Annotated in this window: 11 protein-coding genes; 7 read left to right on the forward strand and 4 right to left on the reverse strand. The window is 74.9% G+C overall.

The features are described 5' to 3' along the window. Window positions 1-42 precede the first annotated feature (42 nt). Entirely contained in the window at window positions 43-792 is a 750-nt protein-coding gene (locus tag QOZ89_RS07650) for a DeoR/GlpR family DNA-binding transcription regulator (RefSeq protein ID WP_071051129.1), read from the forward strand. A gap of 48 nt (window positions 793-840) precedes the next feature. On the opposite strand, the gene QOZ89_RS07655 is transcribed toward QOZ89_RS07650, so the two are convergent. The 4 genes from QOZ89_RS07655 to QOZ89_RS07670 all read right to left on the reverse strand — a co-directional run bounded on the left by QOZ89_RS07655 (window position 841) and on the right by QOZ89_RS07670 (window position 5217). Then, entirely contained in the window at window positions 841-1746 is a 906-nt protein-coding gene (locus tag QOZ89_RS07655) for an ABC transporter ATP-binding protein (RefSeq protein WP_491677174.1), read from the reverse strand. A 91-nt stretch (window positions 1747-1837) separates the two neighbouring features. Then, on the reverse strand, window positions 1838-2980 hold the full coding sequence (locus QOZ89_RS07660; protein WP_312623387.1) for a FecCD family ABC transporter permease: 1143 nt from the start codon (window positions 2978-2980) through the stop codon (window positions 1838-1840). Window positions 2981-3060: 80 nt separating this feature from the next. Beyond that, the gene (locus QOZ89_RS07665) at window positions 3061-4230 is read right to left on the reverse strand and encodes a FecCD family ABC transporter permease (RefSeq protein WP_312623388.1); all 1170 of its coding nucleotides are present in this window, start codon (window positions 4228-4230) and stop codon (window positions 3061-3063) included. Between the two features lie 3 nt (window positions 4231-4233). After that, on the reverse strand, window positions 4234-5217 hold the full coding sequence (locus QOZ89_RS07670) for an ABC transporter substrate-binding protein (RefSeq protein ID WP_312623389.1): 984 nt from the start codon (window positions 5215-5217) through the stop codon (window positions 4234-4236). A 329-nt stretch (window positions 5218-5546) separates the two neighbouring features. Here QOZ89_RS07670 and QOZ89_RS07675 point away from each other — a divergent pair, with 329 nt between their 5' ends. The 6 genes from QOZ89_RS07675 to QOZ89_RS07700 all read left to right on the forward strand — a co-directional run bounded on the left by QOZ89_RS07675 (window position 5547) and on the right by QOZ89_RS07700 (window position 15395). Continuing rightward, window positions 5547-7469: an ABC transporter ATP-binding protein gene (locus QOZ89_RS07675; protein ID WP_312623390.1), complete on the forward strand. Its 1923-nt coding sequence runs from the start codon at window positions 5547-5549 to the stop codon at window positions 7467-7469. Then, entirely contained in the window at window positions 7466-9490 is a 2025-nt protein-coding gene (locus QOZ89_RS07680) for an ABC transporter ATP-binding protein (protein WP_312623391.1), read from the forward strand. Before QOZ89_RS07675 ends, QOZ89_RS07680 begins: the two co-directional genes overlap by 4 nt. After that, complete coding sequence (locus tag QOZ89_RS07685; RefSeq protein ID WP_312623392.1) at window positions 9490-11223, forward strand: ABC transporter ATP-binding protein; 1734 nt, start codon at window positions 9490-9492, stop codon at window positions 11221-11223. The genes QOZ89_RS07680 and QOZ89_RS07685 overlap by 1 nt, the downstream gene beginning before the upstream one ends. Beyond that, window positions 11220-12989 (forward strand): ABC transporter ATP-binding protein, encoded by a 1770-nt coding sequence (locus QOZ89_RS07690; protein ID WP_083419244.1) that lies wholly within the window; start codon window positions 11220-11222, stop codon window positions 12987-12989. The genes QOZ89_RS07685 and QOZ89_RS07690 overlap by 4 nt, the downstream gene beginning before the upstream one ends. A 136-nt stretch (window positions 12990-13125) precedes the next feature. Further along, on the forward strand, window positions 13126-14325 hold the full coding sequence (locus QOZ89_RS07695) for an iron chelate uptake ABC transporter family permease subunit (RefSeq protein ID WP_312623393.1): 1200 nt from the start codon (window positions 13126-13128) through the stop codon (window positions 14323-14325). Beyond that, complete coding sequence (locus QOZ89_RS07700; RefSeq protein ID WP_071051209.1) at window positions 14322-15395, forward strand: FecCD family ABC transporter permease; 1074 nt, start codon at window positions 14322-14324, stop codon at window positions 15393-15395. Before QOZ89_RS07695 ends, QOZ89_RS07700 begins: the two co-directional genes overlap by 4 nt. Window position 15396: the final 1 nt, after the last annotated feature.

A 15396-nucleotide genomic window follows, 5' to 3' on the forward strand; every position in this document is an offset into this window, starting at 1 on the left:
ACCGTATCGTGCATGACTCGGCATGAACAAGAAGGAACGTGCATGCTTGCCGCTCAACGCCGCGACCTTCTCCTCGAACGCCTGCGCACTGACGGCCGGATCATCGCCAAGGTCCTCGCCGCCGAACTCGGCCTGTCCGAGGACAGCATCCGCCGCGACCTGCGCGACCTCGCGGCGGCGGGCTTGTGCCAGCGCGTCTACGGCGGTGCGCTGCCCGTCTCTCCGGCGATCGCTGACTACGCCGCACGCCAGGACGTCGAGGTGCCCGGCAAGCAGCGGGTGGCGGTCGCCGCGGCCGCGCTGATCGAACCGGGCAGCACCGCGATCCTCGACGGCGGCACGACCGCGTTGGCCGTGGTGCATGCGCTGCCCGTCGACCTGCGGGCCACCGTCGTGACGCACAGCCCGACCGTGGCGAGCGCGCTGGTCGACCACCAGGACGTGGAGGTCTACCTGATCGGCGGTCGGCTGTTCAAGCACTCGATGGTCGCTTGCGGCGCCGCCGCCGTGGAGGCCGCGCGCGGGCTGCATGCCGATCTGTTTCTGCTGGGCGTGACCGGCGTGCACCCCGAGGCGGGGCTTACCACCGGCGACGCGGATGAGGCCGCGATGAAACGTGCCCTGGCGCACCAGGCCGCCGACACCTACGTGCTGGCGAGTTCGGAGAAGATCGGCGCGGCGTCGCGGTTCGCCGTGCTGCCGCTGACGGAGGTCGCCGGGGTTGTCACCGACGCGAGCGCGGACAACCCGACGGTGCGAGCGCTGGACGTGCCCGTTATCCATGCTCCGTAACGCGCGTCGCCCGTTGGCCCGATGGCCCGATGGCCCGATGGCCCGGATCTACGGCGTGACGGCCGGCTCGGCGCTCGCGTCCGCGTGGTAGCGGCCGATGGGGACGACCATGGGCGTGCCGGAGACGGGGTCGGGGACGACCCGGGCGCGGATCCCGAAGACGGTGGTCACCAGCTCCTCGGTCACGATCTCGGACGCGTCGCCGGCGGCGACGACGGCGCCCGAGCGCATGGCGATCAGATGGTCGGCGTAGCGGCAGGCCAGGTTGAGGTCGTGCAGCACGATCACGATCGTCTTCCCCTCCTGCCGGTTGAGGTCCGTGAGCAGGTCGAGGACGTCGACCTGGTGGCTGACGTCCAGGAAGGTCGTCGGCTCGTCGAGCAGCAGCAGGTCGGTGCCCTGGGCCAGGGTCATCGCGATCCAGACCCGTTGGCGCTGCCCGCCGGACAGCTCGTCGACGGACCGGGACGCGAGCTCGACGGTGTCCGTCACCACCAGCGCCCGCGCGACGGCCGCGTCGTCGCCGGGGCCGAGCTGGCGGAACCAGCCCTGGTGCGGGTAGCGGCCGCGCGCGACGAGGTCGACGACCCTGATGCCGTCCGGCGCCGCCGGCGACTGCGGCAGGATGCCGAGCTTCGCGGCGACGGCCTTGGTCGGCAGCGAGTGGATGTCCTTGCCGTCCAGGTACACCGCGCCGGACGCCGGCGCGAGCAGCCGGGCGAGGCCGCGCAGCAGCGTCGACTTCCCGCACGCGTTCGCGCCGACGATCACGGTGATCCGGCCGGTCGGGATGTCGACCGACAGGTCCTTGACGATCTCCCGCTCGCCATACCGGAGCGTCACCGCCTGGCCGGACAGCCGGGCCTGGGCCACCGTGGTCGTGCTTCCCCCGGTCGTCATCGTCCACTCCTTGGTGTTGTCCAGGTCGTCGCCCGCCGGTCGTGCTGTCGCCATCCGTCCGCCGGTGCCTGCCTGGCACAGCGGCCGGGCACGGCGGCCACGTCGGTCGGCCGCCGTGGTCCGTCGGTCCGGTCCGTCGGTCCGGTCAGCCGCCGCGGCCGGTTCGGTTCGTGGCGGCGAGCAGCCACAGCAGGTAGGGCGCACCGATGATCGCGGTCACCACACCCACCGGGAAGTCGATGGAGGGGATGGCGTGCTGGCCGATGAGGTCCGAGGTCGTCATCACCAGGGCGCCCACGAGCGCCGCCGGGAGGATCGCCGCCTCGCCGTCGACGACGAGGCGACGGGCGATCGGCCCGGAGGTGAAGGCCACGAACGCGACCGGCCCGACGGCCGCCGTGGCCACCGCCGTCAGCGCGACGCCGAGCAGCAGCAGCGCGAGGCGGGACCGTTCGACGGTCACGCCGAGCGCCCGCGCCACGTCGTCCCCGGCCCGCAGCACCGCGAGCCGCCGGCCGGACAGCAGCACCAGCGGGACCAGCACGGCCAGGGCCAGGCCGAGAGGCCGGACCGTGTCCCACGACTTGGCGTTGAGGCTGCCGGTCAGCCAGCCGAGCGCCTGCCGCGCCTCGTACACCTTGGAGATCGTCATTACGTACGAGATGACGCTGCTGAGCATCGCCCCCACCGCGATGCCGATCAGCACCAGGCGGTAGCCGGTCACGCCTCGGCGCCAGGCGAGCAGGTACATGATCGTCGCGGTGACCAGGGCGCCGACGAAGGCGACGACCGACACCGGGTAGCCGCCGAGCCCGAACCCGACGATCGCGATGACGGCCGCCGCGCTCGCGCCGTCGGTGATCCCGATCACGTCGGGGCTGGCCAGCGGGTTGCGCAGCAGCGCCTGGAAGATGGCGCCCGACATCCCGAACGCGGCGCCGGCCAGCACACCGGTGAGCGCCCGGGGGAGCCGGATGCTGGTCACGATGTAGCCGTCGCCGCCCTCGTCGGCGCCGAACAGGGTCCGCACGACGTCGAGCACGGGGATCTTGACCTCGCCCAGCGAGAGCGAGACGCACAGCACGCAGAAGCACAGCGCGGCCAGCGTGAGAATCACGCCCACCTGGCGCGCGTCGCGGACCCGCCGCGCCCGGACGACGGCCGCCCGCGCCGCCGCGTCCAGCTCCGCCGCGGACCTCGCCCGCGCCGCCGCGGACATGTCCCCGGATGCGGGGGCCGGCCCGGGCCGAACGGTGGCGGCGGACGTGGACATCGATGACGTGGACATGGACGCGGGCTCCGGGTTGGCCTGAGAGGTCGGGGACGGGGCTCCTGCTGGATCGGCCCCGCCGATCCAGCAGGTCCGTGTCACAGCTCGGCCATCCGCTGGCGGCGGACGAGCGCGATCAGGAACGGGCCGCCCAGGAACGCCAGCACGACACCCACCTGCAGCTCACCTGGCCGGGCGATCACCCGCCCGAGCACGTCCGACGCGAGCAGCAGGATCGGGGCGATCAGTGCCGCGTACGGGAGGATCCAGCGGTGGTCCGGCCCGGTGAAGGGCCGGGCGAGGTGCGGCGCGAGCAGGCCGATGAACCAGATCGGCCCGGCGATGGAGGTCGCCGTGGCGCACAGCACGACGGCCAGGCCGGCGACGCCCGCGCGTGCCACCCCCACCCGTTGCCCGAGCCCGCGCGCGACCTCGTCGCCGAGGGCGAGTGCGTTGAGCAGCCGCCCGGAGCACAGCGCGGGCAGCGCCGCGACGGCGACGAACGGTGCCAGCTCGGCGACCAGTTCCGGGCGCCGGCCGGCGAGCGAGCCGACGCTCCAGAACCGGAACTGGTCGAACGTCGCGGTGTCGGTCAGCAGCACGGCCGTCGTCGCCGAGAGCATTGCGGCCTGCACGGCCGCGCCGGCGAGCGCGAGCTTCACCGGCGTCGCGCCCCCGCCGCCGACCGCGCCGATCGCGTAGACGAGCACGGCGACGGCGAGGGCACCGGCGAACGCGAACCACACGTAGCCGAGTGCCGAGGTGATCCCGCCGAGGCTGATCGCGCACACGACCGCGAACGCCGCGCCGCCGTTGACCCCGAGCAGCCCCGGGTCCGCCAGCGGGTTGCGGGTGACCGCCTGCATGATCGTGCCGGACAGGCCCAGCGCCACGCCGACCAGCAGGCCCGCGAACAGCCGCGGGATCCGGTTGATGACCACCTCGTGGTCGCTGTTGCCCGGCTGCTGGTGGCGCAGCGCGTCGAGGATGACGCCGAGGCCGACCTGCCGCGCGCCGACGGCGATCGCGAGCATCGACACCGCCAGCAGTAGGACGGCGAGCCCGGCGAGCCCGAGCATCAGTCGTCCCCGACGCCGTGACGCCGCCGGCACCGCTCCAGCCGTCCCGGCCGCGCGGGCCGCGCGGGCCGGGGCTGACAGGTCGGGTGATCGGTCAGCCCCGGCCGGCGTCACCGGTTGCGGCGGAGCCGCGACCGTGACGTCGGCCGATGTGGTGGGCGTCGCCGACGGCGGCACGGTTGGGGTCATCGATCAGGCTCCGGCCTTGCCCGCGGTCTTGTCGAGGTACGGCCGCAGCTTGTCGAGCGAGTACGGGATCGACAGGGGCGACGGCGTGTTCAGGCCGACGATCGTCGCGTAGTCGAGGACCGCCACCGTTCCCGGAAGCTGGTCGAAGCCCGGGATGTCCTTGAGGTCGCTCTCGTCGCCGCCGTTGATGAGGAAGGCCAGGAGGTCGGCGCGCAGCAGGTCGGCGCGCTCGGTGCTCACGTTGACCCTCGTCTCACCGGTCTTCGCGGCCTCGTCGAGTACCGGCTGGTAGAGCTTCATGCCGAACTCCTCGAAGAACAGGCTGGAGCCGTCCTTCGGGTCGCCGACGATGTACATCGAGTCGCCGACGATGTACTGCGCCAGGGCGAACGTCTTGCCCTTCAGCTGGGGCAGCTCCGCTGCCGCGGCCTTCACCGGCGCGTCGGCGTCGGCGATCACCTTGTCGGCCTTCGCCGTGTCGTTGAGGAACTGCCCGGCGGTGTGGGTGAGGTCCTGCCAGGCGGGCACCGCGTCGCCCGGCGGGCCGGCGATGGTCGGCACGCTCGCGGACAGCAGTTTGTAGGTCTCCTCGTCCTGGATCGCGTAGGCCGCGACGACGAGGTCCGGGTGCAGCGCGAGGATCTTCTCAACCGGCAGCCCGTCGGTCACCGAGATCTTCGTGGCGTCTGCGGGGAGCTTCTGCCATGGGACACCGCTTGCTGGCATTCCCGGGTCGACCGCGTACCCGACCGGTTGGACGCCCATCGCGAGCATCACGTCGGTCCACTGCAGGTCGAGGGTGACGATCCGCTTCGGGACGGTCTTGATCGTGGTGGTGCCATATGTGTGCTGGACGGTGACCGGGGTCGCCAGGGCGGACGAGTCACCCGTCGAGGTGCCTGTCGTACCGGAGGAGTCGTCGTCATCGGAACCGCAGGCGGCGGCGGTGCCGGCGAGGAGCACCGCCGCGACCAGCGCCAGGACCATTCGCCACATTCGGCTGGATCGGAACATGAAGTTAGCCTTACCTTAGTCTTCAGCTGATCGTCATCCAGCCGACCATGTGGCGTCCGTCACATGACGGGTCGGACGCCTCGGCATGCCCGCCCGTCGGGGGCGGCTCGCGCAGTGCGTAGCGCGCATCGCCGCAGGTCATAGCATGACATATTTAGCTTTGGCTTACCTAAGCTGATAGACACCTGGGGTGGCTCGGCTGCCCGGCCCGAACCGGACGGTGCGGGGCCGGCCCTCGCGCGTGGCGCGGCGTATCCGGCGCAACCCTTGGATCTGCCCGGACCCGACGGAAGGAGCTGCCCGTGAACGTCGTCGTGCCACCGCCCACCGACGGTGGTGCGCCGCCCGCCGATGGCGACGCGCCGGCGGCCCACGACGGCACCGCGCATGCCGGCGGCGCGCACTCCGGCGCCGCACATGCCGGCATCGCCCACGCTGGCGCCGCGCACTCCGGCGCCGTGCCGTCGACCGGCACGGCAGGCCTGGCGGGCGGCGATCAGCCGACTGGCGGAGATCTGCTGCGGGCGGCGGTGCGCGGCCAGCGGCGCCGGCTGGCCGGCGGCGTCGTGGGGGCGATCTGTCACCAGGGCGGCGAGGCCCTCGTGCCCGTCCTGATCGGTGTCATCATCGACCGCGCGGTCGCGACCGGCGCGACCAGCGGCCTGCTTGCCTGGCTCGGGGCGCTCGCCGCGGACTTCGTCCTGCTGTCCCTGGGCTTCCGGTTCGGCTTCCGGGTGACGGTGAACGCCTCCGAGTGGGCCGGGCATGACCTGCGCCTCCGGGTGGCGGCACGCGTCGTCGACGACCGCGGCGGGGCCGAGGAGGGCCGCCTCGCCGGCGAGCTCACGAACCTGGCCACCAGCGACGTCCGGCGTGCCAGTGCCGTCAACCTGGTCATGCCGGGCGGCACCGCCGGGTTCGCCGGCCTGGTGGTCGCGGCCGTCGCGCTGCTGAACGTGTCGATCGTGCTCGGCCTGCTGGTGCTGCTCGGCACGCCCCCGCTGCTGTGGCTCTCGCACCTGCTGGGCCGGCCGCTGGAGCGGCGCAGCGCGGTCGAGCAGGAACGCGCCGCGCGCGCGTCGGGCGTCGCCACCGACCTGGCCACCGGTCTGCGGGTGCTCAAGGGCATCGGCGCGGAGGATGCCGCGGTGGCCCGTTACCGGCGCACGAGCCAGGACTCGCTGGCCGCGACGCTGCGGGCCGCCCGGGCCCAGGCGGGGTTCGACGGCGCGGTGCTCGTGCTCAACGGGATCTTCCTGGCGGTGGTGGCGCTGCTCGCCGGGCGGCTGGCGGCACACGGCGAGATCAGCATCGGCGGTCTCGTCACCGCGGTGGGGCTCGCCCAGTACCTGCTCAGCCCCCTGGGCATGGTGACCACCGTCATCGGCCAGTTCGCCCAGGCCCGAGCGTCGGCCACGCGGATCGCCGCTGTCCTCGGCGCGCGGCCGGCGGTGGCCGGCGGGCGGGCGGACCCGCCGGCGCACCCGCACGGCCGCCTGCGGATCGGCGGCCTCGCCTGCGTCGACGGGCTGCGCGGCGTCGACCTCGATGTCGCCCCGGGAGAACTGCTGGGCCTGGTCGTCACCGACCCGGACGCCACCGGCGCCCTGCTGCGCTGCCTGGCGCGCGAGCGCGACCCGGACGCCGGTGTCGTCGAGCTCGACGGCGTGTCACTCGCGGACCTCCCGCCCGGCGAGGCCCGCCGGCTGCTCCTCGTCGCCGACCACGACGCCGACCTCTTCGCGGGCACCCTCGCCGAGAACGTCGCCTCCGGCCTCGCCGCGGACGGACCGGCCATGTTCGCCGCGGCCGACGCGCCGACGCGCGCCGCCGCCCTGTCGTCGGCGCTGGCGGCAGCAGGGGCCGACGAGGTGGCGCGGGCGCTTCCCGACGGCGTCGACACGGAGATCTCCGAGTTCGGTCGGTCGCTGTCGGGCGGCCAGCGCCAGCGGGTCGCGCTCGCCCGCGCGCTCGCCGCCGACCCTCCCGTGCTGGTGCTGCATGAGCCGACCACCGCCGTCGACACGGTCACGGAGGCCCGGATCGCCACCGGCCTGCGCGAGCTGCGGCGCGGGCGGACGACGGTGCTGGTCGCGACGAGCCCGGCGCTGCTGGCCGTGACCGACCGGGTGGTGATGCTCGACGGCGGCGGCGTGCGGGCCGACGGCACGCACCGCGACCTGCTCGACAGCGACGCCGGCTACCGCGCGGCGGTGCTCGCGTGACCGCCCCGGGCGGATCGACGGCCGGCACGGCGCCGGGGGCGGTGCTGCTGCCGACCGCGAGCGGCGCGCGCACCGGGGCCGCCGTCGGCGAGCTGTTGCGGCCGCGGTGGGCGCTGGCCGTCGCCGCGCTGGTTGCGGTCGCGGCGGCGACGGGCGTCGGGCTGCTGACGGCGCCGATCCTCGGGCACCTCGTCGACCTCGCCGTCGACGGTCACCGGGCCGCCGCGATGACGACGCCGTTCCTGTTCCTGATCGTGGTCGCGGTCGTCGCCGGGGCGCTGACGATGGTCGGTGAGTCGCTGGTCGCGCGCCTCGGCGAGGACATGCTCGCCGAGCTGCGCGAACGGCTGGTGGCCCGGGCGCTGCGCCTGCCGCTGGAGCGGGTCGAGGCGGCGGGGACGGGTGACCTGACCGCCCGGGTAACCAACGACGTCGGGATGATCGCCGACGTCGTCCGGTCGGCGCTGCCGCAGTTCGCCCGCGCCGGTCTGACGATCGGGCTCACCCTGGTCGGCATCGCGGTGCTCGACTGGCGTTTCCTGCTGGCCGCGCTGCTGGCCACCCCCGTCCAGGCCGCGACGGTCCGGTGGTACGCGCGGACCGCGCCGCCGGTGTACGCCACGCAGCGGATCGCCGCCGGCGCCCAGCAGCAGCAGCTCCTGGAGACGGTCGGCGGCGCGGCGACGGTCCGTGCGTTCCACCTTTCCGCGCGCCAGCTGGGACGGGTCGAGGAGCGGTCCGCGACGGCTGTCCGCTGGACGCTGTCGGGGACCGCGCTGATCACCCGGTTCTTCGGCCGGCTGAACCTGGCGGAGTTCATCGGGCTCGCCGCGGTGCTGTCCACCGGTTTCCTGCTCGTCCGGCACGACGCGGTCAGCATCGGCACGGCGACCGCGGCGGCGCTGTACTTCCACAACCTGTTCAACCCGATCAACGCCGCCCTCAGCCTCGTCGACGACGCCCAGGCCGCCGGCGCGAGCCTCGCCCGCCTGGTCGGCGTCATCGACCTGCCGGACGAGACCGCCACGGCCGCGGCACCGCCCCCCCAGGGCACGCGTGCGGCGGACGGCAACGGGCGTCGCACCGCGCGGCCGCCCGCCGAGGCGTCTTCCGTCGTCTCCACTGCTTCCGTCGTCTCCACTGCCTCCACCGGACCGGCCCCCGCCGGCGTGCTGGCCGGGGCCGGCCAGCAGGTCGCGACGGCGAGGCCCGTGGCGCCCGGCGTCCTGGTCGAGCCGAGCGCGGCGTCCGTGAGCGTGGCCCGGGTGACGTTCGGCTACCGCCCGGGGCATGACGTGCTGCGGGACGTCGATCTCGCGGTCCGGGCGGGGGAACGGGTCGCGCTGGTCGGCGCGAGCGGCGCCGGCAAGACGACCCTGGCCAAGCTGATCGCGGGTATCCACCTGCCGTCACGCGGCTCGGTGTCGATCGGCGGTGTCCCGCTCGACGAGCTCGGGCCGGCGGCGACGAGGCGCACCGTGGCGCTGGTCACCCAGGAGGTGCACGTCTTCGCCGGCCTGCTGACCGACGACCTCCGGCTGGCCGCGCCGGGCGCCACCGACGACGAACTGCGCGCCGCGCTCGACACGGTCGGGGCCCTCGCCTGGGTGCAGCTGCTGCCGGCGGGCCTGGACACTGTCGTCGGCGAGGGCGGCCACCGGCTGACCGTCGCCCAGGCACAGCAGCTGGCGCTCGCGCGCCTGGTCCTCGCCGACCCGCCGGTCGCCATCCTGGACGAGGCCACGGCCGAGGCCGGCAGCGCGGCGGCCCGCGCACTGGACGCCGCCGCCGACGCGGCGCTGCGCGGCCGCACCGCCATCCTGGTCGCCCACCGGCTCGCCCAGGCGGCCACGGCCGACCGCGTTGTCGTGCTCGACGAGGGCCGCGTCGTCGAGTCCGGCCCGCACGCCGAGCTGCTGACCACGCCCGGTCCGTACGCCACCCTCTGGTCCGCCTGGACCGCCCACCGTCCGGACGCTCCTGGCGGGTCCGTGCCGCCCCTCGCCCCGAGGAGGGCCTGATGGCCGCCGACCTGGCCGCGGCTGATCTCGCCGAGCTGCGGCGGCCGGTCCGCGGGCGGACGATGGTGGGGGCCGTGCTGCAGGCGCTGGCCGCGGTGCTGGCGGTGACGCCGGCGGTCGTGCTGGTGGAGATCGCGCGGCGGCTGCTGAACGGGTCAGGGCAGCCCGTGTGGCCGCTCGCGTGGCTGGCGGTCGGGCTGCTCGTGGCCCGGTTCGTGCTGTACGCGTCGGCGAGCCTGCTCAACCATCTCGCCGACGCGGACCTCGCCTACCTGCTGCGCCGCCGCCTGACCGAGCAGCTGAGCGCGCTGCCGCTGAGCTGGTTCGCGGGCGGCGTGTCTGCCCGGGTGCGCGCCACGGCGCAGGACGACGTCGCGACGCTGCACCACGCGGTGGCACACGCCCGCGGGGACCTGGCCTCAGCCGTGGCCGGCCCGGTGGTGGTCGTCGGCTACCTGCTCTGGGTGGACTGGCCGCTGGCCCTGCTGACGGTGGTGATGGTCGGCGCGGCCCAGGCGATCCGGATGCGGGTCCAGGTCCGTGCCACGGAACAGATGGGCCGCATCGCGGCGGCGAACACAGAGCTGACGGCGGCGGTGCTCGAGACGGTGCGGGGCATCAGCGTCGTCAAGACGTTCGCCGGCGGCCGGGGCGCGGCGCGGTTCACCGCGGCCGCGGCGCAGTACGTCGACGCCGACGAGCAGGCACAGCGGATCTTTCTGCGGCCCCGCGGCGTGGCCAGGGCGACGGTCGCCCCGGCGACCGTGGTGTTCGCGGTCACCGCCGTCGGGACCGGGCTGGTCGCGGCCGGGTGGAGCGACCCGGTGGACCTGGTGGCCTTCACCCTGCTCGCGGTCGGCCTGTTCGAGCAGCTCACCCCGATCTACCTCGCCCAGGACCTGCGGGAGAGCGCCCAGGGAGCGGCCGGCCGCATCGGCGAGCTGCTGCGGGAGCCTCAGCAGCCGGCCGCCCGGCACGGGCGGGCCCGCGCGGTGGGTACCCCGCTGACGGTGGAGTTCGACGACGTCCACTTCGGCTACGCGGACGGGCACCGGGTCCTGCACGGCGTAAGCGCGACACTCGCGCCGGGCACCGTGACGGCGCTGGTCGGGCCGTCCGGGGCGGGGAAGTCGACGCTGGCCATGCTGTTGGCGCGCTTCGCCGACGTCTCCGAGGGCGCCATCCGGCTCGGCGGCGTCGACCTGCGCGACCTCGACCGGGACGACCTGTACCGCCACGTCGGGTTCCTGCTGCAGGACGCCGTCCTGCTGCGCCGCTCGATCCGCGACAACATCGCCCTGCCCGTCCCGGACGCGAGCGAGGAGGCGGTGCGCGCGGCGGCCCGCGCGGCCGCCGTCGACGACCGGGTCCTGGCGCTGCCGCGAGGCTACGACTCGGTGGCCGGCGAGGACGCCCTTCTGTCCGGCGGGGAGGCGCAGCGGGTCGCGATCGCGCGGACCCTGCTCGCCGGGACGCCGATCGTCGTCCTCGACGAGGCGACCGCGTTCGCCGACCCGGACTCCGAGGCCGCGATCCAGGACGCGCTGGCGGAGCTGGCCGCCGGCCGCACCCTGCTCGTGATCGCGCACCGCCTTTACACGGTCACCGAGGCCGACCAGATCCTGGTCCTCGACGAGGGGCGCATCGTCGAGCGCGGCCGGCACGGCGACCTGCTCGCCGCCGACGGGCGCTACGCCCAGCTCTGGCACGCCCAGCAGGGGAGTGAACTGTGACGGACGATCCGCTGCGGGGCCTCATCCCGGCCGGTCAGCACCGGCCGCTGGGCCGCTACCTGGCGGCGGTGGCCGCCTACGCCGTGAGCGAGGGCGTCGCGTTCGGGGTGCTCGTCCCACTGCTGATCGCCCTGCTCGACGGCCGCGCCGCCACCGCCGCCTGGTGGCTGATCCCGCTCACCGCCGCCGCCGGGGTTGGCTGGTTCGCGCACTACTACCTCGGGTCGCGGGCGCTGCGGATGTCCTCGGCCTGGCGCCGCGCTCTCTACACCCGCATCGGTGACAAGGTCGTGACGCTGCCGCTGGGCTGGTTCGACGGGCCGAGGGCCGGCCAGGTGCCGCAGCTGATCGTCGGTGACGTGGCCCGGGTGGCGAGCACTGTCTTCCTCGTCCAGGCCCTCCTCGGCGCGGTCCTGACCCCGGCCACGATCGCGGTGTTCCTGCTCGTCTTCGACTGGCGGGTCGGGCTCGCGGCGCTGCTTGTCGTCCCGGTCGTGCTCGCCGCGCTCTCGGTCGGCCGCCGGCTGACGGAACGTACCGAGGCGGCCAACCACGCCGCGACCGCCGAGGCCGGCAGCCGGCTGGTCGAGTTCGCCGGCGCCCAGCCGACCCTGCGGGCCACCGGCAACGCCGCCGCCGGCCGCGTGGGCCTCGACGAGGCGCTGGCCGCCCAGCACCGGGCGGCGCGGCGCGAGATCGTCGGCTCGCTGCCCGGCGAGTACCTCGGCGAGCTCGGCATCCAGCTCGCCTTCACCGCGCTGCTCCTCACCGGCCTCGCCCTGGCCACCGACCATCAGCTCGCGCCGGCCCGGATGATCGCCGTCGTCGTCCTCGGGATCAGCCTGCTGCGCCCGCTTGACGCGCTCGTCGGCCTCGGCGGGGTGCTGCGGGCCTGCCAGTCGTCCGCCGGGCGGATCGACGAGCTCCTCGCGGTCGAGCCGCTCCCGGAGCCCGCGGCCGGCCAGCCGATCGGCGACGCCGGGATCGAGCTCGCCGACGTCCGCTTCGGCTATCCCGGCGGCCCCGAGGTGTTCACCGGGCTGACGCTGACGATCCCGGCCGGCCGCACCACCGCGCTCGTCGGCGCGTCCGGCTCGGGGAAGACCACCGTCACCAAGCTCATCGCCCGCTTCCACGACGTCGGCGCCGGCTCGGTGCGCGTCGGCGGCGTCGACGTCCGCGAGCTCACCAGCGCCGAGCTGCTCGGCCACATCGCGCTCGTGTTCCAGGACGTCTACCTGTTCGACGCCACCCTCGAGGACAACATTCGCTTCGGCAACCCCGACGCCACCCCGGAACAGGTGCGCGACGCGGCCCGGCGCGCCCAGGTGGACTCCATCGTCGCCCGGCTCCCGGACGGCTGGGTCAGCCGCGTCGGCGAGGGCGGCCGGCTGCTGTCCGGCGGCGAACGCCAGCGCGTCGCCATCGCCCGCGCCCTGTGCAAGGACGCGCCCATCGTGCTCCTCGACGAGGCCACCGCGTCCCTCGACACCGAGAACGAGGCCGCGGTGCACGCGGCCCTGGCGGAGCTCGCCGTCCACCGCACGGTCCTGGTCATCGCGCACCGCCTCGACACGATCGTGCGCGCCGACCAGATCGCGGTCCTCGACGGTGGCCGCGTCGTGGAGTGCGGCCCGCATGCCGAGCTGCTGGCCCAGGACGGGCGATACGCCGCCTTCTGGCGCGAACGCGGCCGCGCCCGCGGGTGGCGGCTGCACGCCGGCGAGCGCCTGGACCGGGAGCCCGCCGACCAGACAAGCCCATAAGGCGGGTGCCGCGCTCTCCGAGGTGGTCGCGGCCCTGGCGTCGGGCGGTGGCCGGTCCTTGCCGTCGTCCGCCGGTCGGTTTGCCGGATGTAGGTTAACCTGGCCTTACTTGTCGGGCCGGACTGTGGGGCGGTTGGTGCGTACTGTCACGGACGGCGTTCCCGCCGAGCGTCCGCCGGCCCCCTCGGCACACCCGCCGAAGGGCGACGCGACGGCGACGCACCCGCCCGTCCCGGTGGTCGGTACGTCCGCGGCGATCCTCGCGGTCGCACCGGTGCCCGCGGCCGTCGGGGAGTCCCAGGCCACGCGGCTGCGCCAGGCCCGCTGGCGGCTGTGGGAGCCGCGGCGGCGGCGGTTGCCAGGTCTGACGCTCGCGGTGGTCGTGCTGGCCGGGGTGTGCCTGCTCAGCGTCTGGATCGGCGCGAACCATCTCCCGTTCACCGTCGTGTGGCGGGTCCTGTGGCACGACGACGGCTCGCAGGCCGCCGTGGTCGTCCACGACCTGCGGATCCCGCGCACGCTGCTCGGCCTGGTGGTCGGCGCCGCGCTGGGCGTCGCCGGAGCGCTGACGCAGGCGCTGACCCGCAACGACCTGGTCGAGCCGGGGATGCTCGGGGTCAGCATCGGCGCGTCCGCCGCGGTCGTCGTCGCGATCTCGGTCTTCGGCATCACGAGCCCGGCCGGCTACGTGTGGTTCTCGCTCGTCGGCGCCGCCGTGACCTCGGTCGCCGTGTTCGCGATCGGCGCCACCGGCCGCTCGGGGACGTCGCCGGCGACCCTGGTCGTGACCGGCGCGGCCGCCACCGCCGTCCTCGGGTCGTTCGTCTACGCCGCGCTGCTGCTCGACACCCGCACGTTCGACCAGTTCCGGCACTGGGACGTCGGCTCGCTGGCGGTGCGGGGATCGGGCAGCCTGACCGCGACGGCGCCGATCATGGCGGCCGGTCTCCTCATCGCCTGCACCCTCGGCCGCCCGCTGAACGCCCTCGCGCTGGGAGATGAGGCGGCGCGCGGGCTGGGCGTCCGCCTGCACCGCGCCCGGGTGTCGGGTGCCGTCGCCGTCGTCCTGCTCTGCGGCGGGGCGACGGCCGCGGCCGGGCCGATCACGTTCGTCGGCCTGGCCGTCCCGCACATCGCCCGCGTGATCGCCGGTCCCGACAACCGCTGGGTCCTGCCGTACTCCGCGGTGCTGGCCCCGGTCCTGCTGATCGGCTCGGACCTCGTCGGCCGGGTGATCATCGCGCCGGGAGAGCTGCAGGTGGGGGTCGTCACGGCCTTCGTCGGGGCGCCGGTGTTCATCGTGCTGTGCCGCCGCGCGAGGCTGGGCCGGGCGTGACCACAACCGCCGCCACCTCCGCCGCCCGCCCGTCCGTGTGGCGCCACCGGGTCGCCCGGTTCGGCGGCGACGCGGTGTCCGTCCGGGTCGTCCCGCGCTCCGTCGCGCTGAGCTGTGGTTTCGTCGTGGTGATCGTCGCCGCCGGCGTCGCCACGCTGACCACGGGGGACTACTCGATCCCGGTCGGCGACGTCGTGCGCGCCCTGCTCGGGCACGGCGACGGCGGCACGGACTTCGTGGTCAACACCCTGCGGCTGCCGCGCCTGCTGACCGGCCTGCTGGTCGGCGCCGCGCTGGCGCTGTCCGGCGCCATCTTCCAGAGCGTCTCGGACAACGTGCTGGGCAGCCCGGACATCCTCGGCTTCACCACCGGCTCGGCCACCGGCGCGGTCATCGTCCTGCTGGTCCTGCGCGGCGACGCGACGCAGGCGTCGCTGGGCGCGCTGGCCGGCGGCGTCGCCACCGGCGCCGCCGTCTACCTCCTGGCCTACCGGCGCGGCCTCGCCGGCACACGGCTGGTCCTCGTGGGGATCGCTACGGCGGCGCTGCTCAATGCCGTCAACTCCTATCTGATCACCCGGGCGACGCTGGCGGACGCGGTCACGGCGCAGGTCTGGCTGATCGGCAGCCTCAACAGCCGCGGCTGGGAGCAGGTCCGGCCGCTGGCCGTGGCCCTGGTCATCCTGGTGCCGATCGGCGTGTACCAGGGCCGCCGGCTGGCCTACCTGGAGCTGGGGACGGACACCGCGAAGGCCCTCGGGGTCGACGTCGAGCGGTGCCGCCTCACGCTCGTCACGGTCGCGGCGGCGCTGGCGGCCACCGCGACGGCGGCGGCCGGCCCGGTCGGCTTCGTCGCCCTGACCGCGCCGCCGCTCGCCCGCTGGCTCACCGCGGCGCCGTCGCCGCCGCTGGTCCCGACCGCGCTGGCCGGCGCGGCGCTGGTCACGGTCAGCGACCTGGCGGCGCAGCGCCTGTTCGCCCCCACCCAGCTCCCGGTCGGCGTGGCGACCGCCGCCATCGGCGGCATCTACCTCGCCATCCTGCTGGTCCGCCAGCGGCGGTCGGCGTGAC

The organism is Pseudofrankia coriaricola (assembly GCF_032027725.1).
In the GTDB taxonomy this organism is placed as follows: Bacteria; Actinomycetota; Actinomycetes; order Frankiales; family Frankiaceae; genus Pseudofrankia.